Source organism: Corynebacterium segmentosum, assembly GCF_900637825.1.
GTDB classification, from domain to species: Bacteria; Actinomycetota; Actinomycetes; order Mycobacteriales; family Mycobacteriaceae; genus Corynebacterium; species Corynebacterium accolens.
The window spans coordinates 2,186,987-2,207,539 of the sequence record NZ_LR134408.1 but is presented as its reverse complement, the minus strand read 5'-3'; the positions used below and the strand labels follow the sequence as shown (position 1 = coordinate 2,207,539).

The window sequence follows — 20,553 nt, the reverse complement described above, 5'->3', positions numbered from 1 at the left end:
GCCTCCTAGCTATTATTCAGTAGCGCAGCCAGCGGGCGGAATGGCTGGAGCCATGCACCACCTTCAGGCAGGTTATCCAGGTTGACGCGCGGCAGCGGCTCGCGGAAGACGCCGTCAATATCTTCTAAGTCAACAAAGTCGATCTCGGGGTGGCCCACGGCCCAGGAGGCGTGTTCGTGGAAACCCAGGACGGTAACGGGAAGGCCCTCATCAATGAGCTCTTCTAACAAGGGCTGAAAATTCTGGCCATCGGCAGAGGCCACCACGACGCCGGCGAGATCATCGCGCAGTTTTTCAATGTGGTCGATCATATCCGGATCCACGTCATCATCTTCGTGGATCTTCGGCTTGGCAAAGACTCCAAAGCCCACATTGCGGATGGCCTCTACCCACGGGCGAATCACATCGGCGCCGCCGGGGGAGACATTGGTAAATACTGCGGCCTGCGGATCAGCATCGACATCCACCGCGCGGTAGACCAGCCACCGGCCGATGGCATCAAAACGAGGGCGGTGCGCCGCGGTGGGGCGCCCGCCGAGCAGGGAGCCGAGCCCCATATCCATATTGGGTGCGTCCCACACCAGTAGATAGGTGCTCATTTACTTCTTCTCCCACAGGTATTCAGTAATGACGTGTTCTTTATCTAGGCCCTTGCCCTCAAACTTGGTGATGATCTGCCGATCCACCAATTGCGGGCAATCCGGCCACGGCCAGCCCTTGTACTCCAGGCTGGGCTCGACGTGTACGAGCTCATCTATCCATTCGGCATAGCCGGCGTGGTCGGTCGCAACGTGCAGGACGCCACCCTTCTTCAACCGGGAGGCAAAGAGGTTGAGCGTGCCGGATTGGATGATGCGTCGCTTGTGATGGCGCGCCTTGGGCCAGGGGTCCGGGAAGAAGACGCGGATGCCGTCGAGGGATTCCGGGGCAATCATGCGCACCATGACCTCCACGCCATCGCCACGGATCATGCGGATATTATCGATGCCCTCGCGCTCCACCTGCCCCATGAGCTTGGCCAAACCGGGCTTATAGAGCTCTACCGCGATGATATTGGTGTCCTGCTCCAGCGGCGCCATGGCCGCAGTGGAGGTACCGGTGCCGGAGCCGATTTCCACGATGGTCTTGGCGCCGGTGCGGCCGAACCACTCATCGACATCGATAAGCTCATCGCTTAAGACGCGGCCCAGCTCGGGCCAGCGCTGCTCAAAAAGCTGGTGCTGGTTATCCGTGAGCGTGCCGCGTCGGAAGGTGACATTGCCCAGGCGCGGGTAGTCCAGGTCATTATCAAAGACCGCGTTGAAGTCCGTTTGCGGCGGGCGACCCGGCGGCATTTCTCCGGCAGGGGTGTTTTGAGGATTATCCGTGCTATTCATCGCGCCCTATTTTTCCCTGTCCAGGCATGGCAAGCAATATGCCGCGCCGGGTATTTTCCCCGCCGTATGGGGGAGGGGGATAACCGGAGGCTTTGACGGGGGTGGTGTCTTGTGGCGCGGAACGGGCGAATGGGCAACTCTGCTACCCCCGAAATGGTGTGGAGGATATCACGCCTAATATCACAATTGTTCGTGGTGCGCTTGGTAAACGTCCGCTCACGGCGGTGGATATAACCGGAGTGGGAAAAATGACACTTAATGTGACCAATATTTTGGCTCTGCCGGTTAATCTGGAGGCGGAAGGCAAAGTTGGGCCGTGATGTGCCCCGATTTTCACATCCTATCCAGAGGAGAATTTTTAATGACCGCCACCATTCAGGGCCTCGTTGGAGAGCTGCCTACAGACAATCAAAAACTGATCGACTGGATTAATGAAAGCGTCGAGCTTTTCCAGCCGGACGAGGTGGCTTTTGTGGATGGCTCGCAGGAAGAGGCTGACCGCCTCGCCGCGGAGCTAGTAGAAAAAGGCACCCTCATCAAGCTCAATGAGGAAAAGCGCCCGAATTCCTACTTGGCGCGGTCCAACCCTGCGGACGTTGCCCGCGTGGAATCCCGCACCTTCATCTGCACCTCGAAGGAAGAAGATGCGGGCCCAACCAATAACTGGGCGCCGCCAAAGGCCATGAAGGAAGAAATGGCGGAGGCCTTCCGTGGATCCATGAAGGGCCGGACCATGTACGTCGTTCCTTTCTGCATGGGCCCGATCAGCGATCCAGAGCCCAAGCTCGGCGTGCAGCTGACCGATTCCGCTTATGTGGTCTTGTCCATGCGCATCATGACCCGCATGGGCGCAGAAGCACTGGACAAGATTGGTACGGACGGCGATTTCGTCCACGCCCTCCACTCCGTCGGTGCCCCGCTGCAGCCAGGCGAAGAGGACGTTGCTTGGCCGTGCAACGACAATAAGTACATCACCCAGTTCCCAGAGACCAAGGAGATTTGGTCCTACGGTTCCGGCTACGGCGGCAACGCCATCCTGGCCAAGAAGTGTTACGCGCTGCGCATCGCGTCCGTCATGGCCAAGGAAGAAGGCTGGATGGCTGAGCACATGCTCATCCTGAAGCTGACCAACCCTGAAGGAAAGAACTACCACGTCGCCGCCGCATTCCCATCCCAGTGCGGTAAGACCAACCTGGCCATGATCACCCCCACCATTCCAGGCTGGAAGGCTGAGGTCGTGGGCGATGACATCGCCTGGCTGCACCTGCGCGAGGATGGCCTTTACGCCGTGAACCCGGAAAACGGTTTCTTCGGCGTTGCCCCTGGCACCAACTACGATTCCAACCCAATTGCCATGGATACCATGAAGCCGGGCAATACCTTGTTCACCAACGTTGCGCTTACCGATGACGGCGATGTCTGGTGGGAGGACATGACCGACGAGGCACCAGAACACCTCATCTCCTGGACCGGTGAGGACTGGACGCCGGCATCGTCCACCAAGGCCGCCCACCCGAACTCCCGCTACTGCGTGCCGATTTCCCAGTGCCCAACCGCCGCGCCGGAATACGACGACTGGAAGGGCGTCAAGATTGATGCCATCCTCTTCGGCGGCCGCCGCAAGACCACGGTTCCGCTGGTGACCCAGTCCTTCGACTGGAACCACGGCACTATGATCGGTGCACTGCTATCCTCCGGCCAGACCGCAGCCGCAGAGGGCGAAGTTGGCGCGCTACGCCACGACCCGATGGCCATGCTGCCGTTCATGGGCTACAACGCCGGTGACTACCTGCAGCACTGGATTGACATGGGCAAAAAGGGCGGCGACCGCATGCCAGAGGTCTTCCTGGTTAACTGGTTCCGCCGCGGCGACGATGGCCGCTTCCTGTGGCCGGGCTTTGGCGAGAACTCCCGCGTTCTCAAGTGGATCATCGACCGCATCGAAGGCAACGTAGAGGCCGAGGACACGGTGGTCGGACGCACCGCCCGCGCCGAGGACATCGACTTGGAAGGCCTTGACTTCGATGTCGACGACGTTCGCGCCGCCCTTGCCGTTGACCCGAAGGAATGGGAAGGCGATATGCAAGACAACGCCGAGTACCTGAACTTCCTGGGCTCCCGTGTGCCCGAGGAAGTGTGGAACCAATTCCGCGCCCTGAAGAAGCGCGTGGAGGACGCCGCTTCCTAACGCGTTCAGCCGCGGTAATCCCCGCATAAAGCTAACCCCAGCAGCGTAAAGCTCTGGGGTTAGATCTTTGTTGGGGTTAAACCGATACCCCAGTTACAACGGAAAAGACCTCGCCACCAAAGGAGCTGCAATCCTTAACTTGATGAGCGGAGTCCTCAACTTTGTGACCGCTACCGTGAAGTTCGTTAGCGCGATTCTTCATGTGGGTGTTTAGACCCGAGGGTCACAATGAGCTGGCACTCGTTGGGGCCCTTATTATTCTACTACGACTTTTAAACCCCAAGAGGAATTTGCTTTCCAGGGCTGGTCCCGATGAAACCACTGGAATAGCGGTACTGAGGTCGATCTTGGATTGAAAATGCTAGTTTTTATCTTGAAAGCCTCGAAACGTTCCCTAGGATAAATTGGGAATCAAGGCAAATGTCTAGGGATAAAATCCGGGGTAGTTCAGTCACGGGCAAACAGATACTGTCCCAAGATTGTGAGGAAATATGCGCGAATCATCAATACTAATTGCAGCTTTGTTTGCGTTGACCATTGGAGTTGGGGTTTTTATTTTCTCAATATCCACATCTAATCCGTCTACGGGACTTTTGATCAGCTCCGGTGCGTGCGCGTTAATGGGCGCCTTCAGCACTTATCTTGCAACCAAAAGGTACCAGGAGTCTAAGAACAAAAAGCTCCAGGAGAATGAGAATCAAAAGCTATAGCTTTTGCTATAGCCCGAGATATCGAATTACGAGATACCCTACGCCCTCTCAATCTGCAGCCATTACTCGTCGTCTCGCTGCAGATCCTGAAGTGCTCCCGGCGGAGTAAAGTGTTCTGGGGTCAAATTAGCTAGCATTTCAGCGAAACTACCCCGAATAGTTTAGAGTTTCACCAACTTCGATGGTCGGTTTGGCACAGGTATGCAAATCATGTATGCTAAGGATCAGAGAAGGCAAGGACAGGTTCCCTTGTCATGAGTTGAAAAGGTCAACAGGACGAAAAGCGCCTGTTGGCCTTTTCTTATATCGGTCGTTTCTTGTGTACTGCACTAACAGTGCTAGTACTGGTCAACCAACTGGCTAATGCAGAATTAATACTTTCTGCTAGGGTAAAGGCATCCTTGGTAACGTCCAAAATATCTACGTTTAACAGACTGTCCATGTGTGAGACGCGATTCCGAAGATCGTGCAGGTGGGCAACTCTCCAGTAAGTCTTTTCGCCACTTAAATCATCTGCGAAAGGAAAAGCGTCCTTTACTGCCCCTTCCCATAAGGTGAAGCGGTTTTTATTTTCGGTCTTTTCCGGATCTGCGCCAGGTGCATGATTAGGGAGGATATCTTTCCACATCCCGAACATCGTGTGAGCAAGCACATCATCGTGTGTAATCGCCTGCCCATGCCGAAAATGACTAGCAGGGCGACGATCTGCTGACTTCTGAGCCCGCCTTTTAGCTTCTAACCTCTTGCCTTGCGTTAGGCTACGTAAAGGCCTTGCTGGGGCCTCGAGGAGCCAACTGGTACTGCGTTGTCCAAGTTGTTCGCTGTTCCACTTTTGCAATTGTGTATCAATGGAATTACGAAGAAAAACCTCGGTAATACCCAGTGTTTCTTGAACGGAGGCAGTCATCTCAACGCCCCAACGATAAAGAGCAAGTGCATGCTTCTCATTTCCATTTGCAGCCTCTAGATACGGCTCAATGCGGGGTTTGCCCAAATTTTCAATGATCTTCTTGCGGTTAGAGCTCTTCACTCTCTCCATGGTGCCAGAAGTTGTGTCCATAAAATACTGTAGAAACCTTTCCGTACTTCTGGGTACATTGAAGCATTCTGGACGTAGTTTCCACCTCGGCTACTGAACTAGCGTTTTTCTCCTGCTGCGCAGGGACTGCTTAGCCCGATAGTCCCGCCAGGGCCGTGATTGCCACGACCGTGTTATTTGCAATGTGAATGCATAGGGGAGCGGTAAGTGTCTTGAACCAGAGGCGCGCGAGCACCAAAAAGGTGCCAAAGAATGCGATGTAGAGCATTACTGCGGGGATGCCGTGTGCCAGGGCGAAGACGGCGGTGGTGATAAGCGCTGCTGCCCAGGTGGGCATGGAATTTTGCAGCCAATCCAATAGGACGCGGCGAAAGGCCACCTCTTCTACGAGGGGAATGACAAGCGCGGTGCTGAGTACCACCATGATGGTGGCGGCGGGGCTGATCTTTAGGCTGGCGGAAAGGTTATTGCCGGCTGGTTCGCTGCCCAGGAGTGCATTGACGGCGCCCGTGGCCGCACCAGAGCTCAGGATGGCGAGGGGAATCCACCACAGCAGGTGCCATAAGGAATGCTCGGATTTCACAAACCCGGCATCGCGCCACGACCAGCCCAAGCGGCGGGAAAATCCGTACCAGACTGTTCCCAAGCCGAAGAAGGCGCCGCCGATGGCGATGCCAAAGGCGACCCAGGAACCGCTCTTTGTAATGAGGCCACAGGCGATGCCAATGAGTGCCGCACCGGCAAATGTGGCGACGACGCTGGCTACGGCCCACCCCAGGTGAGCTGCGCGAACGGCGGGAGAGAGCTGTGAGCGCTGTAGTTGGTCCGGCATGCTGGGCAGCATAGCAGGTCAACCTCGGCGCGAGCTGTGGCGTGGCTTAGTCGGGCTGCAGTACCAGCGTCAGGTTGGACACGGCGAATTCGCGCAGACCAGGAACCTTGGTCAGCCACCACGCCCAGCTGGGGTGGTAGCGCGGAAAGGCGAGCTTTAGCGCGCCGGTGGACTCGGCCCAGGTAAGGCCGGTGGAGCAGGGGACATTAAATAGCGAGGTGCCAAAGACATTCTTGGGCGGGTGCCCGTGGCGGCGGGTATAGCGGTCGCGGGCGAAGGCGCCGCCTATGTAGTGCTCCCATAACCCGGTTTCGTGGCCGCCGAAGGGGCCCAGCCAGACGGTATAGCTCATGATGCACAGGCCGCCGGGGCGGGTAACGCGCAGCATTTCTTTGCCCATATCCCACGGGCGGGGGATGTGTTCGGCGACATTAGAGGAATAGACCACGTCGAAGGAATTGTCCGCGAAGGGCAGGCGCGTGCCATCGCCGCGCACGGAATTGCTGAGGCGGATATTGGCAGCGGACATTTCCCCCGCATCGGGCTCAAGGCCAACGTAGGACGCACCGCGGTCCGCGAAGGCGGCGGCAAAATAGCCGGGGCCGCCGCCTACGTCGAGCACGAGGGCATCGGCAAGCGGCACGCCCAAATCGCGGCCCAAGTTTTCTACCAGCGTGGCCGTATCTTCTGCCAGGCCGCCGTAGAAAATATCGGGGCGGGTTTGCTCGAAGCGGAACGAGCGCAGCAGCGCCCAGGAGCGGGAGAGCGTGGCCATGTCGCGGGTGTGTTTCATAAACCACTAGGCTAATACCCCACGATGAAAATTCTTTTACTATGCTGGCGCGATTCCACCCACCCGCAGGGCGGTGGCTCCGAGCGTTACCTCGAACGCGTGGGGGAGTACCTAGCGGCGCAGGGCCACGAGGTGGTCTTTCGCACCTCTAAGCACATGAATGCGGCGCGCCGGGAGGTCCGGGGTGGCGTGCGCTATAGCCGCGGCGGTGCCAAGTTTGGCGTGTATCCGCGCGCGTGGGCGGCCATCGCGACCGGGAGAATGGGCCTGGGGGATCTGCGCGGCATCGACGCGGTCATCGATACCCAAAACGGCATTCCCTTCTTCGCGCGCCTGATTTCCGGCGCGCCGACGGTGCTACTTACGCACCATTGCCACCACGAGCAATGGCCCGTGGCCGGTCCGGTGCTCGGGCGGCTGGGCTGGTTTTTGGAATCGCGCGTGGCACCGCGGGTATATCGGGATTCGACCTACGTCACGGTCTCGCAGGCCTCGCGCGAGGATTTGGACGCGCTCGGCATTGACGGCGCGCGGATCATCGCCAATGGCTTAGACCCCATTCCGGCGCACGTGCCTTCCCTCGAACGCGAGGCGGATAAACACTTAGTGACCCTCTCGCGGCTAGTCCCGCACAAGCAGATCGAGCACGCCATGGATACGGTGGCGCGCACACCGGGGGCGGTTTTGGATGTGATTGGCTCGGGCTGGTGGGAGTCGAACTTGCGCGATTATGCCGAAAAGCTCGGCGTGACCGATCGCGTGCGCTTTCGCGGCCAGGTTACGGAAGACTATAAGCACGCCTTGCTCGCGCGTGCCGATGCCCACCTCATGCCCTCCCGCAAAGAGGGATGGGGCCTTGCCGTTATGGAGGCCGCCCAACATGGGGTTCCCACAGTGGGTTATGCATTTGGCCTGCGTGATAGCGTAATCGATGGCGAGACCGGAATCCTTGTAGAAGAAGAGGGCGACTTCGTGGCGGCCACCCAAGAGTTATTAGAGAACGCGGAGTTGCGCCGGCGCTTAGGGTCTAATGCCCGGGAGTTTGCCGCGCGCTTTTCGTGGGAGAAGACCGGCGCTGCCTTTGCGCAATTGCTAGAAAACTTAGTAGCGGGTAAGCAATCCACAGGGCGGTAAGCGCCCACGGTAGTTCGGGGCGCGGGGCGGTGGTCTCTGCGGCGATGGCGCCATCTATCACAACGACGCCCACCCCAAGATCCGCAAGGCCCGCCATATCGCGGTCCTGCCAGGCGCGCAGCGCCGCGCGGTACTGCGGCGAGGCTTGATCGATGACGTCACCGTCCACGCTGAGCTCGCCGGATTCCACCATCGGCACGGCCTTGGAATAGGGATCGACCGCGACTCCCGGGGTGGCTTCTCCATGCGCGCGGCCATCAGGTGGGGGAACCTCCACCAAATTGGGCCGCTCCGGAAAGAACGCCAGGCGTCCGTCGATATCGCGCACCAACTGCTCATCCACCCCGGTATCGCGGGGAGAAAGCACGGCAAGGCGGGACGGGGCGGGAAGGACCTGAATCGTGGCGGCTACCAGCGCCAGTGCGGCTGGAATCTGCGGCAGTGCACCGATGGAGGCAACGTATAGCGGCAGCGCGAGCATCGTGAGTTTGTGGCTATCGCGCAAGAGTCCCGCCCCTGGAACGTTATCGATGGCCCATTCCAGCATGCCGGGCAGTAGCCAACATGCCAGCGCCCCACCTATGCCCAGCGCGGCTAGGACGGTCAAGCGCGCCGGGACGCGGTGCGCACCCGCCAGCGCGAGAACTGCGACGAAGAGGCCGAACACTGCCAGGCCAAGGGCGGCCTCGCCATTCCAGATTCCGCCGAGCCGCAATAGCGCACCCACCGTGCCCACGTGTTCTTCTGCGCGCGGGGAAAACGCCGCAACGGCCGCGGCGGTATCACCAGGCACGCTGGGCTGGAAAAGGCCTGGAACCAGCCAGGGAAGCCATAAGAGGAAACCTGCCATGCCCACCCGCTTCCGGCAGGTAAAAAGGGCCGTGACCACCGCGAATAGCCCACCGGTAGGGGTGAGGGACGCGCCCCACATGGCCAGCCACGCCAACCAGCTGTGGCGGCGCCCCGCCCAAGCAATGACCGGGAGCAGCCAGGCGGCAATGGCCAGTGACCACTGGCCCTGTAAGAGGCGTTCGAGGACAAAGGGATTGGCCACCGCGATGGTCATCGCGGCCAGCGCCGATACCGTGGTGCGAGACCACAGCGCGGCGGTGAGCGCGGCGGCCCCAGCGGCGCTAAAGATAAGCACCCGGGCGGCCCACGCGCCGCCGAGTATGGCCAAGAACCCATCTTGTGGTGCATTGCGGGCAGGCAGGCTTCCCCCTCCCAGCGCGGACGGGGTGATCCCCGGATCGCGCAAAAGCACCATATCCCGCCAGAGGAATTCACCGGGCAGCGCGAATGGCCAACACACCGCGGCCACCAGAACGATGCCCCACAGGCCGAGGAGGAGGCGCCTAGGAGTTCGGGGCATCATGGGCGTCACGGTGGCGGCGCATGTATTGGTAGGCGGCAAAAATCAGCAGGGAAACACCAATGGCCTTGCCCAGCCAGCCGACGGCCATAAGCCCCCGCATGGTATAGATCACCGGGCGGACCTCAGCGAGGCGCTGCGTGCGGGTGTCCTCAGACCACCGGAAATCCGCGGCCAACACGGAGCGATCTGCAGTGTCATCCTTTGCAATGAGGGTGCCTGCCTGCTGGATATCGGTAGCGAAAAAGACTTTGACGTTTTCGCGGACATCCACGATGGTGCCGGTGGTAGGCTCGACCGAAATATCGCGGCCCACGGTATAAAAGGGCTCGACAATGACGGTGGCATCGGCATCTAGATCTAAAAGCTCGCGCGAGTGGCGGTCATAAAAACGGCTGGCGGGGCCTTTTAACTGGAAATCGCCGGATTTCAGCTCATCCGTTTTGGTGGTGCTATCTAGCCCCGCGCTGATATTGCTAAAGGTGTTTTTCAGCGGCAGCGGCTGTAAATCCTGGTGATAGGAGTAGATGGGAATGCCATCTACTTTTGAGTCACCGGTAAAATCCATCGGCGTGGATTCTTGGGCCAGGACATCAAAAAATGCGTAGGAGCGCTGCTCCGTGCCGGAAGGGAAGAAATAGGTCAGGCCGTCTCGCTCGAAGTCCTCCCGGGTCAGATCAGCGTTGAATTCGGGCAAGGCGAGGACCCATTTATTGACAGGATCGGCTACCGGGAACGTGGATTCGCGGTTGAGCACGGAGTGCTGATCAATGGTGGCGATTTCCTCTTGGGAGTCCCCGTCTTTTCCAGCAAGCAGGCTGGTGACGGAATCGGTGGTGGCGATGGTGTCATCATCGTCGACCTCGCCGGTGGCAATGGTGCGCTCCAGGGTGAGCGGCTCGTGGTGCTGGTAGCACCACATCGGGGCGGATGTGTCGGCGCAGCGCGGGTCATCGCTGGATGCGGTATCAGAAGGGGCCTCGCCGGCCATGAGGGCGCGCACGTCCATCCACACCGCGTCGGTGGGCCCGCTTGAGGTGGAAAAATCCTTATCCAAGCCCAGCGGGCGGGTCCGATTATTGTAGAGCGTTGGCGCGAGGGTACCAATGAGGAGGAAAATGATTGCGGCAATGACAACCCACGCCCGTGGCGAGCGTGGCCAAAGGTAGCGGCTCATTGCAGTACTATATCCAATCAGTTTCAGGTTTCCGGGGTAAAGGAGCAAGCGTGCGCACGCAGGCATCTGTGAAAAGACTACCCCAGCACCTGCCGGAGCTAGACGGCCTACGCGCGGTTGCCGCATTAGGGATCATTGTCACCCACGTATCCTTCCAAACCGGCACTGGGTGGGGATTTGCCGGGCGCTTCGATTTCTTCGTCGCCGTCTTCTTCGCCCTCAGCGCCTTCCTCCTGTGGCGCCGGCGCGGGCTGCACACGGTGCGCGGCTATGCCCACTCCCGCATCGCGCGCTTGGCACCGGCCTATTATGCCTGCGTGGTATCGGTATTGCTGCTGCTTCCCGATGCCCACTCCATCACCCCCACCCAGATCCTTGCCAACCTGACCTCCACGCAGATCTATGTGGTCGATGGCCTTGCCCCGGGCCTTACCCACCTGTGGTCGCTGTGCGTGGAGTTCTTCTTTTACCTGGTACTACCGCTTCTGGTCTGGGCCATTGGCAGCCTGCCGCAGCGCTGGCGCATGGCCGTTATCGCCGGCGCCGCGGTGGTGAGCTGGGGGTGGGGCTTTATCCCCTTTGTCGCGGACTACTCCGAGGACCAGGTCAACTCGCAAATCTGGCCGCCAGCCTATGCCTCCTGGTTCGCGGTGGGCATGCTGGCGGCGGAGGTGGAAGAAAGGGGTATCGGCAAGCGCACGGCGCGCCTCCTGCAAGTGCGCTGGATCTGGGTTGTGCTGGCGGGGCTCGTGCTGTGGGTGGCGAGCCGGGATTGGTTTGGCCCGGCCGGGCTGGTGCATCCGGAGCCGGCGGAATTTGCCCGCCGCATCATCGCCGGGGCGATATTCGCGGCGTGCGTGGTGGTGCCGGTGGCCTTGGTTCCACGTGGAACCTCGTGGCTTACCTCGCCGCTGATGCAGGCGCTGGGCGCGTGGTCCTATTCCATTTTCTTGTGGCATGTGGCGGTGCTCGCCGTGGCCTTCCCGCTGACCGGGGTGGCGCTATTTAGCGGGAAACCGCTGGATTTTTGGGTCATCCTTGCCGTCACGGTGATAGGCACCATTGTGGTTTCTGCGGCGAGCTATACGCTTATCGAGCGCCCGGGCCGCGACCTTCTGATGGGCCGGGTCCGGGGCCGGGGCCAGGGCCGTCGGCGGCGAAAAGGCAGGCCAGCCCCGCGGCACATAAGCACATAAGCAGCACGGAATCTCCGGCATAGGCCCCTGATGTCCATGGGGCCCGGGCGAGGATGGCCCCGGCTGCTGCTACCGTCCCGCCGGCTAAAAAGGCCCGCGGGATGGTGGTCCACCGCACGATGATCCAGGCGGCCACGCCAGCCAGCGCCGCTGGCCATCCCACCAGTGCGAGGCAGACCAGCGAGTACACTGCAGAGGCCATGCCGCCAGGATGTGGGTTCCAGGTGGGCTGCGGGCCGCGGCGCGCGGCGAAAAGCAGGCAGAACCCCAGCGTGGCCAGGCCGAGCGCGCCCCCAAAGAGCAGGGCGGCGCGGTAGGCAGGCTGCGCCTTAAAGGTCATGCGGAATTCCCCATGAGTACCCGCGGGGACGATAAACGCCTGGGTGGCGGCATCGATCTCGTACGGGGCGAGCTCGGTATCGCCTATAAACCCGCGCAGGCCCTTATTAAAGGCGCGGCCGGTAATGAGCAGACGCTCATCCTCTGCAGCAGCGATAGAAAAATCGGTGAGGCGATAATCGCTCGGCGGGGTCCAGCCCTTCTCCGTCATGGACACCCACGCGCCGGTGGTGCGCACGCGGTGGACGCCGGGCTCGAGGCTCAGGGTGCTGCCGGGGGAGTACCGGTGGGAATCGATGAGCACCGGCTTGGTGGAATCCACGGTGACCTCCATGCGGCGCGGCACGGTGACATCGCGAATGAGCACACCGGTATCGTGCACCATCTGCTGGAAGAAGAATTGGTGCACATTCGGCGAGGTATCCGGTACGGTCACCACGCGCTCGATGGGGTGGCCTTCTACCTCCAGTTCCGCGATGCCGGTGCGGTGGGATAATTCCACGCGGATGGCCTGGGAATCCCCGCCGGGCACGCGCACCGTCTTGGAGCGGAAGGGCTGCAGATCCACTTCTACTGCAGCGCCGCCCGAGCGCACCGTAACCGTTGTGGAGCTGGTGGCCATGAGTTTTAGGCGCGGTTGGTTAAAGTCACCGCGCAGCTCGATCCAGCCCTCATCATCGCCGGGTGCGGGCCACCAGGCGGTGGAATGTTCCCCATCGACGGCGGCGGTGGCGGACTTTTCCGGCTGGGCTCCACCGAAGGCGGTGGCATCGGCGGCAGAAGAAGAGACCTCGACATCGCCGCCGTGGGTCTCCACCGTGGTCAGTGGGCCGGCGGAGGGATAATCGCGCAGGCGGTTATACACGTGGCTGGGATCGTCTGCGGCCAGCGGTGCCGAGGCGGCGCCGTGGAGCGTGCCGTAGTTGCGATCCACCAGCGTGGGAGTATCGGTGACGATATCGGCGTCCCTATCCACCAGCTCGCGGGCGGCAGGGCCATTATGGGCATCGAGGAAAGCGAGTGCCTCGCCGCCACCGGCCACGCGGACGGGATCGGCTGAGGTCAAAGCCATGGAATGCTGCTCGAGCATAATCACATCGACCTCGCCAAAAGTATGCACGTCACCGCCAAATTTACTGCTCAAGGTGTCATTATCGGCGGCGAAGAGATCGTGGCGTACCATCACCGCGCCGATGCCCAGGCGCTGCAGAGCGCGCACGCCGCTGGCCGGGTCCTCGTCTAGCGCTGCCATCACGCCGTCCAGGCCACGGATGGCCTCCGGCGGCACGAGGGGAATGGCATCGCGGACGGCCCAGGGGACATCAAGAAGCGGCTGCGCCGGCTCATCGCGGGTCCAACCCCACTCTTGGCGGGCGAAGGAGGCCTCGGGGTAAATCAGGGTGCGGGTATTTTCCGCATGCTCGTTGATGTAATCCGTGGCTTCATGCCAATAGCCCGGCACCTCGTCGTAGGCGCCTAAGGGCAGCAGCCGCTGCGACCACGCCGGGGAGAGCGCGCTGATGCACACGAGCAGTACCAGCGCGCCTACCGTCTGCTTCTTGGTGGGGCGAAGCCCCGTGGGCAGCGGCAGGCGTTGACAGGCGCGGGCAAAGCCCAACAGCAACGGGATGCGCACCAGCGGATCGAATTTGTGCAGGTTGCGCAGGGGGGCGAGCACCCCATCGAGCGCGTCGAGGTACCACGCCGCCTGGCAGCCCAATATCGCTACGCCGGTGATCAGCATGATGGACCACACGCGGGGCAACCGGCACAGGCCATATATTCCTATCGCGGCCACGGCCATGGTGATAAGGACAAAGAAAGCAGAGGTCGCGAGCTCGTTGCCAGCGATGCGCTCGGCATCAGCAAAGGGTGACCAGCTCGTTGTCCCGCGCAGGATCTCTGGCAGGTTCAGCCACCGGGTGGTCACGCGGGAGGATTCGATAAATTCCGTAAACGGTGGGGCGTAGCGGCCCAAGATTAAAAGCGGGCCAATCCACCACGCGGATACGCACAGGCAGCCAAGCAGCCAGGCCGCGCCGGGCTTGAAGGCGCGGCGGTAGGCCACGATGACAAGCGCCGGGGTGCACGCCGCGAGCGTGGCGGTGGCGTTGACCGCGCCCATCAGCGCCACGGGAATCGTGGCGGCGGCAGCATCGCGCCAGGTGAGTTTTTCCCGCAGGAAGGGCAGGATGACCCACGGGGCGAGCATGACCGGCCAGGTTTCAGAAGAAATGGCCGTCAGCGTGGACAGCGAGCGCGGGGACAGGGCATAGAGCATCGCCGCCACCCAGACCCACCGGCCGCGCAGGCCTATCCGGGTGGCCAGCTTGTAAAAGCCAATAAAGCCCACGCTTAAGACCAGCAGCCACCACAGGCGTTGGGCTATCCAATCCGGCAGAGGCTCGGTTAAAATAAAAAAGGGGCCCTGCGGGAAGAGGTAGCCATAGGCCTGGTTCTGCAGTTGGCCCAGGGTAAAGATATCGGTATAGGCATCAAGCGCGCCGCGCAGGAAGTGCCGCGGGTTGGCGACCAGATCGTGTTTGGTATCGGCGGCGGTCAGCCCCCACGGCTGCACCGCGAGGATGAGCGCCAAGGCAATAATGCCGAGCGGGTAGGGCCGGGCAAGGCGCGCACAGCGGTGGCGCAGGGCGCGGGCTAGTGCGCGGTAGCGGTGTACATAGGAACCGCTATGTGGGCCGCGGGGGAGCTGATCGGTCCGGTCATGCACGCCGGTGCGCCCATCTAAGTACGGGAACCGTATTCAGGCCCGCCCAGCACCGCATCATCGGGGGAGACCGCATCGCCTTCCGGCACGGTATCGCTGCCGGAGAACTGGGCGATGCCGATGATGGTGATAATGCCCAGGGCGATGCCCACAACAGCGCTACCCACGGCGGGGCCGAGGGTGCGCTTGTTTAAAGAATCGGATTCCAGAGCCATGGCTAAAGATACTAGCAGCTACTTAGAAGTATTCCGGATCGTCCTCTTCCGCGTCTTCGTCGTTTTCTTGCGGGACGATAAAGACGGGTAGGCCCGCATTGCGCACGATCTGGTCCGCCGTGGAGTTGGTCCACCAGGCGCGGAAGCCGGTGAGCGCGCGGGTGCCGGTCACGATGACATCCACGTCGAGCTCGTGTGCGGCATCCACGATGGCCGAAGAGATGGTGGTGGCGGATTCCACGAGGTGCGCGCGGCCGGCCAGGCCAAGGTTCTCGGCCAATTGGGTGCCCTGGCGGCAGATCTTCAGCGCCTCTTCGTAAGCCGGATCGTCTTCCACGCTATCGGGGGACACGGTGGATTGATGCATACCCGTGCGGCTGACGGCGCGCGCGGTTTGGCGGGCCACCGGCTCCCATGCGGTGAGGATTTCCACCGTGGAGGGGCGTAAAAGTTGGGCGGCGTACTCCAAGGCGCGGTCGGCGCGTTCGGTGCCATCATAGGCAATTAACATTGTTTTGCCGTTACTCATGTCACTAGTCTACCCACCGCCTAGGACAGTTCGCGAGGAATCCTGCACACTGGAAGGCATGACATATTCCCGCATCATTGTCAGTTTGGGCCTCGTGGCGGTGCTCAGCGCCTGCTCTAATTCCGCCTCGGACGAGGACAAGGCGCGCGAATCCGCGGCTCCCGCGTCCTCGTCACCCGGTACCTCCGCGCCCGCCACCGAGGCCGCCCCAGCCCCGGCACCAGCACCTGCGCCCGAGGATATTCGCGCCACCGCCGCCTCGGTGCTCATGCCGCCGGCAACAAGCTACGAGGATGCCAAGGCCAAGCTGGAGGCCGGCGTGGGAGGCATCTTCATCCCCAGCTGGGCGGATCCCGGTTTGCTGGAAGAAGAGGGCCGCAATATTAATGCCCTGCGCGCGGAACTAGGCCGCGATTTTGAGGTCGCTATCGACTTTGAGGGCGGGCGCGTGCAGCGTTTTTCTGAAATCTTGGGCCAATACCCCTCCGCGCAGCAGATGGCGGCGGAAAACTCGCCGGAGCAGGTGGAACAGCTGGCGGGGGACATCGGCAAGCGGCTCATGGACTACGGCATCAACGTGGACTTCGCGCCGGTGCTCGATGTCGATGGTGATGGCCTCGAAGTCGTGGGCGACCGCGCCTTTTCCACCGACCCCGCCCAAGCAGGCGATTACGGGGCTGCCTTTGCCCGCGGGCTGGATGCCGCCGGGGTCAAGGCCGTATTCAAGCACTTCCCGGGCCACGGTCGCGCCTCGGGCGATACCCACCTGGCAGAGGCCATTACCCCGCCGCTCGAAGAGCTTGAGAACCATGAATTCATTCCCTTCCGGAATGCCATTCCCGCAGCACCGAATGCGGCGCTGATGATGGGCCACCTCGCGGTGCCGGGCCTGGGCGATGGCCAGACTCCTGCCTCCATCCTGCCGGAGGCTTACGGCCTTGCCCGCGAGGCCTTGCAGTATGACGGCACCATCTATACCGATGACATTGGCGGCATGGCGGCCATTTCGGATTCGCTGCCGCTTGCCGATGCCGTCATTACCTCCCTCGCCGCCGGTGCCGACATGCCCCTGTGGTCCACCGAGGAAGATATCAATGCGGTGATCGATGCCGTCGTGGGCGCTGTGGATGAGGGCAGGTTGGCCCCTGAGCGCCTCGGCGATGCTGCCCGCCACGTACGCGATGGGGACAGCGACTAGGAAAAACGCCCCTTTACCCGTTAACCTTTAAGGCGTGAAGAAGGCAGAAGGAAAAAACGGTGCAAAGGGCTGGCTCATCACGCTTGGCGTGATCGTTGGCTTCGTCCTCATTACGGGCATCGCTTATGCCTGGGATGTCATAGCAAACCAGGACAAGATCCCGCGCAGTGTCTCCGTGGGCGGCGTGGATATTTCCGCCATGGAGCGCACCGCCGCCGTGGCCAAGCTCGAGGACGAGCTCAAGGGTGTTGAGACCCAGCCCGTGACCGTGACCGCAGGCGATCTGCAGTCTGAATTTACCCCTGCCGAATCCGGCCTGGCCCTGGATAATCAGGCCGCCGTCGATGGCATCGAGGAACCTTCCCTCAACCCAATTACCCGCCTGGCCAGCTTCTTTCGCTCCACCGAAGATATCCCGGTAGAAACCGATGTGGACGATAGCAAGCTGCAGCCCACCCTTGACCGCGTCAAAGACGAGCTTTCTACCGATCCCGTCGATGGCATGCTGGAGCTTAATAATGGCGAGCTCAAGGTCACCGATCCCACGTTGGGCCAGACCGTAGACGGCACCGAATTGCACGATGCGGTGGCAGCGAATTGGTTGGACAAAGACGGCGTGCAGGTGGAACCGGAAGAAATCGAGCCGGCCATTAATGAGGCGGCCATTGAAAAGATGCGCACCGGCGATGCCGCCAAGGCCCTGGATAATCCGTTGACCTTGAAGGCGAAAAATAACGTCACCGCCACGCTGAATAAGCCGGAGATCTCCCAGTTCACCAGCATTGAGAAAAAGGACGGCCAGCTGCACCTGGTGGTGGATAGCAACCGCGCGCAGCAATTGCTGCAAGAGCGCGCCGATGGCGCCGACGTGCCTGGCGTGAACGCCAAGGTGAAATTCGCCGGTGGCTCCAGGCAGGTCACCCCCTCCCAGGACGGCGAGATTATTGACTGGAAGCCCACCATGGAGGGCTTTGATAAGCGCGTGACTGGCGATGACCGCGAATGGGACGCTATCTACAAGCCTGACCCAGCCGAGTTCACCACCGAGGACGCCGAAAACGCGACGTTTAACGATACCGTGGGTGAGTTCACCACCGGCGGCTTTTCCTCCGCCTCTGGGCGCAATATCCAGCTCGTTGCCCAAGAGGTTAACGGCGCCGTTGTCAACCCCGGTGAGACTTTCTCCCTCAACGGTTACACCGGCCCCCGCGGCACCGCGCAGGGTTATGTGGAATCCGGCATCATCATCAACGGACACTCCGGTTCCGCCGTGGGCGGTGGCATCTCCCAATTCGCCACCACCCTGTATAACGCCGCGTACTTCGCCGGCATGCAAGATACCGCGCACACCCCGCACTCGTATTACATTTCCCGCTACCCGGCCGGCCGCGAGGCCACCGTGTACGAGGGCGCGATTGACTTGCAATTCACCAATACCTTCAATACCCCAGTGCAGATAGAGACCAGCTTTGGCGGCGGCAATATCACCGTCCGCCTGAAGGGCACCAAGACGGTAGAGGTGGAATCCATCAATAACGGCCGCTGGGCCAAGACCGAGCCACAGCCGATGTCCGTGCCGGGCAGCGACTGCTCGCCATCGTCCGGCTCCCCGGGCTTTACGACGTCCGATACCCGCATCATCAAGGATCTCAGCGGCAAGGAGCTTTCCCGCGAGACCAAGACCACGGTTTACGATCCACAGCCCATCGTGCGTTGCGGTTAAAGGCCTACTGTGCGCTACGCGCCCCCTTTGAGGGCGTAGTGCATTACCCCGTAATCACCCAACCGTCGCTTGGCGTAGAACCTGCGGCTAGCGCGCAGCTCTGTATTACGCCCATATAAGTTGCAGCTAGTATTAAGTGGGGAGTAAGGTAATTTTCAGCGATTCACAGCAAACCCTGAACCTAACAATTGTTAGTCGCTAAAATGACTCAATTTAAGGAAAATAGTTCTCCTTAATGGGCGATTGTGCGGGCTGAGCAATTACCTCAGAATCGATGTTTCAGTGCTATTTAAGATTCATCGAGGTGATGACGGGGTGCGAGCTTTTTCAGAGTGAGTCGGCAATTTTGGGTGGGCGAAATGCTCCACAACTTAAAAGCAAAGGAACATTGCTATGGCTGTAACTTCTCGTGTCGTTCGTTCAGTGTCGTGTGCGGCAATTATTGGTTTGTCATTGGGGGTATCCGCCCCTGGGGCGTTGGCGCAAGATACTGAAGCGGTGGCGCAGGCGGGCCCTGTAAACAAGGCCAATATCGATTTCACCAAGCAGGGATCTATCACCCTGCACAAGAAAAAGGGTGCGGAGTCTGGTAATGCTGCTACCGGTCAGACGATGGAGGGTGTTCCTGGTGAAGCGCTGCCAGGCGTGACGTACAAGATCACCAAGTTGGATTACAACTTGCAAACCGATAACTGGGCGGACTTCCCACAAACTGTTGCTGCCATTCCTGAAGGTAAAAAGACTAACGCTACCCAGGAGTCGACGACCGGGGATGGCGGAACAGTTGCATTTACGGGCTTGGATCTAGGCTTGTACCTGGTAGAGGAAACTAAGGCACCGAACGGGATTGTGGCTGGCGCTCCATTTATTGTATCGGTACCGATGGTCAATGAGGCTTCGGATGCGTGGAACTATGATGTCGTTGCGTATCCGAAGAACACTGAGACTAAAACCGAGAAAACGGTGAAAGACGCAGATAAAAACATCCAGGATGAGTACACCTACACCATTAATGCGGATGCACCAACTTGGAGGGGCGAGAGCAAGCTAAAGAAATTTGTATTCACCGATACGTTGGATCCACGGTTGGAATTCCAAGAGGTCACTGAGGTTAAGGCTGGAGAAACAGCTTTGGGTGCAGGCGATTACGCTGTGACTCAGCCTTCGGCCGATAACGATAATACCCTGACAGTAAGTCTGACTGACGCGGGGTTGGCAAAGGTTAACTCTGGAGCCAAAATGTCGTTGACCTTTGGCGTTAAACGTAAAGAGGTTGGTGCTACCACCGAGCTGAAAAACCAGGGACAGGTTATTTTTAATAACCCTAATACGGGGAATGACGTTGAAAACACAACCAATGAGGTAGTTACCTATCATGGCAAACTTAAGGTTGTGAAAAAGGACGGTGAGGAAGCTGGTAAGGTACTGCAAGGGGCCGAATTTGAGCTTTATCAGTGCACCTCAGCTCAGGCTTTAGGTGACAAGCTAACTGTCAAGGGCGCAGACAAGTGGACGACAGGTGAAGACGGCACTGTTACCATCGATGGCTTGCATGCAACCGACTTTGCAGATAATAAAGAAGTTACTGATACTAAAAAGTTCTGCTTGAAAGAGACGAAGGCGCCAGCCGGTTACGCGTTGCCAGAGACTCCCGTGACCGAAATTGATTTCAAGCGAGAAAACATTGCGCAAATAAGTGACGCTAATGGCGACGACGCAATCACTCTGGTTTCCGAAATTAATAACATCAAGCGCGACACCCCGAATCTGCCTATGACTGGTGGTGCTGGTGTAGGCATTTTGGCTGCGATTGGTGCAGCTATCGTTGCTGCTGGTGTTTGGTTCGCACGACGGAGCGCCAAGAACTAGTTCTGAGTAACTGGGGAATCGTGGCTGGGCGGGCGCAGCCACGATTCATACTCAAAACGATGTTTGTAGTGGTTTGGCCTACCTAAGATCTGCTCCTGTGACGTGGTTTAAGGCTATATAGCCTTAAACCACGAT

16 protein-coding genes are annotated in these 20,553 nt (G+C 60.0%); 6 read left to right on the top strand and 10 right to left on the bottom strand.

Annotated elements, in window-relative coordinates:
• Positions 1–5: 5 nt before the first annotated feature.
• Together EL217_RS10400 and trmB are read right to left on the bottom strand one after the other, a co-directional pair.
• A complete protein-coding gene (locus EL217_RS10400; RefSeq protein WP_005279754.1) occupies positions 6–599 on the bottom strand; it encodes an NYN domain-containing protein in 594 nt (197 codons plus the stop codon).
• Entirely contained in the window at positions 600–1,376 is a 777-nt protein-coding gene (gene trmB / locus EL217_RS10395) for a tRNA (guanosine(46)-N7)-methyltransferase TrmB (RefSeq protein ID WP_126319931.1), read from the bottom strand.
• A 361-nt stretch (positions 1,377–1,737) separates the two neighbouring features.
• Here trmB and EL217_RS10385 point away from each other — a divergent pair, with 361 nt between their 5' ends.
• On the top strand, positions 1,738–3,564 hold the full coding sequence (locus EL217_RS10385; RefSeq protein WP_126319930.1) for a phosphoenolpyruvate carboxykinase (GTP): 1,827 nt from the start codon (positions 1,738–1,740) through the stop codon (positions 3,562–3,564).
• Between the two features lie 1,011 nt (positions 3,565–4,575).
• Here the strand turns inward: EL217_RS10385 and EL217_RS10380 are convergent.
• From EL217_RS10380 to EL217_RS10370, 3 genes are all read right to left on the bottom strand, one after another.
• Positions 4,576–5,304: a hypothetical protein gene (locus EL217_RS10380; protein WP_232018304.1), complete on the bottom strand. Its 729-nt coding sequence runs from the start codon at positions 5,302–5,304 to the stop codon at positions 4,576–4,578.
• Between the two features lie 139 nt (positions 5,305–5,443).
• Positions 5,444–6,145 (bottom strand): CPBP family intramembrane glutamic endopeptidase, encoded by a 702-nt coding sequence (locus EL217_RS10375; RefSeq protein ID WP_232018302.1) that lies wholly within the window; start codon positions 6,143–6,145, stop codon positions 5,444–5,446.
• Between the two features lie 46 nt (positions 6,146–6,191).
• The gene (locus tag EL217_RS10370) at positions 6,192–6,938 is read right to left on the bottom strand and encodes a class I SAM-dependent methyltransferase (RefSeq protein ID WP_005279794.1); all 747 of its coding nucleotides are present in this window, start codon (positions 6,936–6,938) and stop codon (positions 6,192–6,194) included.
• Between the two features lie 24 nt (positions 6,939–6,962).
• Here EL217_RS10370 and EL217_RS10365 point away from each other — a divergent pair, with 24 nt between their 5' ends.
• Positions 6,963–8,072: a glycosyltransferase family 4 protein gene (locus EL217_RS10365; RefSeq protein WP_126319928.1), complete on the top strand. Its 1,110-nt coding sequence runs from the start codon at positions 6,963–6,965 to the stop codon at positions 8,070–8,072.
• On the opposite strand, the gene EL217_RS10360 is transcribed toward EL217_RS10365, so the two are convergent.
• Both EL217_RS10360 and EL217_RS10355 read right to left on the bottom strand, forming a co-directional pair.
• Positions 7,966–9,447: a hypothetical protein gene (locus EL217_RS10360; protein WP_126319927.1), complete on the bottom strand. Its 1,482-nt coding sequence runs from the start codon at positions 9,445–9,447 to the stop codon at positions 7,966–7,968. The two genes, EL217_RS10365 and EL217_RS10360, sit on opposite strands and share 107 nt — an antisense overlap.
• Positions 9,428–10,621 (bottom strand): porin PorA family protein, encoded by a 1,194-nt coding sequence (locus EL217_RS10355; RefSeq protein WP_126319926.1) that lies wholly within the window; start codon positions 10,619–10,621, stop codon positions 9,428–9,430. The genes EL217_RS10360 and EL217_RS10355 overlap by 20 nt, the downstream gene beginning before the upstream one ends.
• Positions 10,622–10,671: 50 nt before the next feature.
• Between EL217_RS10355 and EL217_RS10350 the strand changes: the two genes are divergently transcribed.
• Positions 10,672–11,817, top strand: coding sequence for an acyltransferase family protein (locus EL217_RS10350; protein WP_126319925.1), 1,146 nt, complete (start codon positions 10,672–10,674; stop codon positions 11,815–11,817).
• On the opposite strand, the gene EL217_RS10345 is transcribed toward EL217_RS10350, so the two are convergent.
• From EL217_RS10345 to EL217_RS10335, 3 genes are read right to left on the bottom strand one after another with little or no spacing between them, the layout of a single operon-like run.
• The gene (locus EL217_RS10345) at positions 11,711–14,887 is read right to left on the bottom strand and encodes an alpha-(1->3)-arabinofuranosyltransferase domain-containing protein (protein WP_126319924.1); all 3,177 of its coding nucleotides are present in this window, start codon (positions 14,885–14,887) and stop codon (positions 11,711–11,713) included. The genes EL217_RS10350 and EL217_RS10345 overlap by 107 nt on opposite strands.
• A gap of 14 nt (positions 14,888–14,901) precedes the next feature.
• Positions 14,902–15,099, bottom strand: coding sequence for a DUF2613 domain-containing protein (locus EL217_RS10340; RefSeq protein WP_126319923.1), 198 nt, complete (start codon positions 15,097–15,099; stop codon positions 14,902–14,904).
• A 22-nt stretch (positions 15,100–15,121) separates the two neighbouring features.
• The gene (locus tag EL217_RS10335; RefSeq protein WP_005285155.1) at positions 15,122–15,628 is read right to left on the bottom strand and encodes a universal stress protein; all 507 of its coding nucleotides are present in this window, start codon (positions 15,626–15,628) and stop codon (positions 15,122–15,124) included.
• 58 nt (positions 15,629–15,686) lie between these two features.
• Between EL217_RS10335 and EL217_RS10330 the strand changes: the two genes are divergently transcribed.
• The 3 genes from EL217_RS10330 (at position 15,687) to EL217_RS10320 (ending at position 20,418) form a co-directional block, all read left to right on the top strand.
• A complete protein-coding gene (locus tag EL217_RS10330; RefSeq protein ID WP_126319922.1) occupies positions 15,687–16,826 on the top strand; it encodes a glycoside hydrolase family 3 N-terminal domain-containing protein in 1,140 nt (379 codons plus the stop codon).
• A gap of 34 nt (positions 16,827–16,860) precedes the next feature.
• Positions 16,861–18,549, top strand: a complete 1,689-nt coding sequence (locus tag EL217_RS10325; RefSeq protein WP_126319921.1) for a VanW family protein — start codon at positions 16,861–16,863, stop codon at positions 18,547–18,549.
• 393 nt (positions 18,550–18,942) lie between these two features.
• A complete protein-coding gene (locus tag EL217_RS10320) occupies positions 18,943–20,418 on the top strand; it encodes a SpaH/EbpB family LPXTG-anchored major pilin (RefSeq protein WP_126319920.1) in 1,476 nt (491 codons plus the stop codon).
• The last annotated feature ends 135 nt before the right edge of the window (positions 20,419–20,553 follow it).

What these genes read in the sequence shown, in the direction of transcription:
- EL217_RS10335 (WP_005285155.1), bottom strand. Translation starts at nt 15,628, where the DNA reads ATGAGTAACGGCAAAACAATGTTAATTGCCTATGATGGCACCGAACGC.
- EL217_RS10330 (WP_126319922.1), top strand. Translation starts at nt 15,687, where the DNA reads ATGACATATTCCCGCATCATTGTCAGTTTGGGCCTCGTGGCGGTGCTC.
- EL217_RS10375 (WP_232018302.1), bottom strand. Translation starts at nt 6,145, where the DNA reads ATGCCGGACCAACTACAGCGCTCACAGCTCTCTCCCGCCGTTCGCGCA.
- EL217_RS10360 (WP_126319927.1), bottom strand. Translation starts at nt 9,447, where the DNA reads ATGATGCCCCGAACTCCTAGGCGCCTCCTCCTCGGCCTGTGGGGCATC.
- EL217_RS10400 (WP_005279754.1), bottom strand. Translation starts at nt 599, where the DNA reads ATGAGCACCTATCTACTGGTGTGGGACGCACCCAATATGGATATGGGG.
- EL217_RS10385 (WP_126319930.1), top strand. Translation starts at nt 1,738, where the DNA reads ATGACCGCCACCATTCAGGGCCTCGTTGGAGAGCTGCCTACAGACAAT.
- EL217_RS10340 (WP_126319923.1), bottom strand. Translation starts at nt 15,099, where the DNA reads ATGGCTCTGGAATCCGATTCTTTAAACAAGCGCACCCTCGGCCCCGCC.
- EL217_RS10320 (WP_126319920.1), top strand. Translation starts at nt 18,943, where the DNA reads ATGGCTGTAACTTCTCGTGTCGTTCGTTCAGTGTCGTGTGCGGCAATT.
- EL217_RS10370 (WP_005279794.1), bottom strand. Translation starts at nt 6,938, where the DNA reads ATGAAACACACCCGCGACATGGCCACGCTCTCCCGCTCCTGGGCGCTG.
- EL217_RS10365 (WP_126319928.1), top strand. Translation starts at nt 6,963, where the DNA reads ATGAAAATTCTTTTACTATGCTGGCGCGATTCCACCCACCCGCAGGGC.
- EL217_RS10355 (WP_126319926.1), bottom strand. Translation starts at nt 10,621, where the DNA reads ATGAGCCGCTACCTTTGGCCACGCTCGCCACGGGCGTGGGTTGTCATT.
- trmB (WP_126319931.1), bottom strand. Translation starts at nt 1,376, where the DNA reads ATGAATAGCACGGATAATCCTCAAAACACCCCTGCCGGAGAAATGCCG.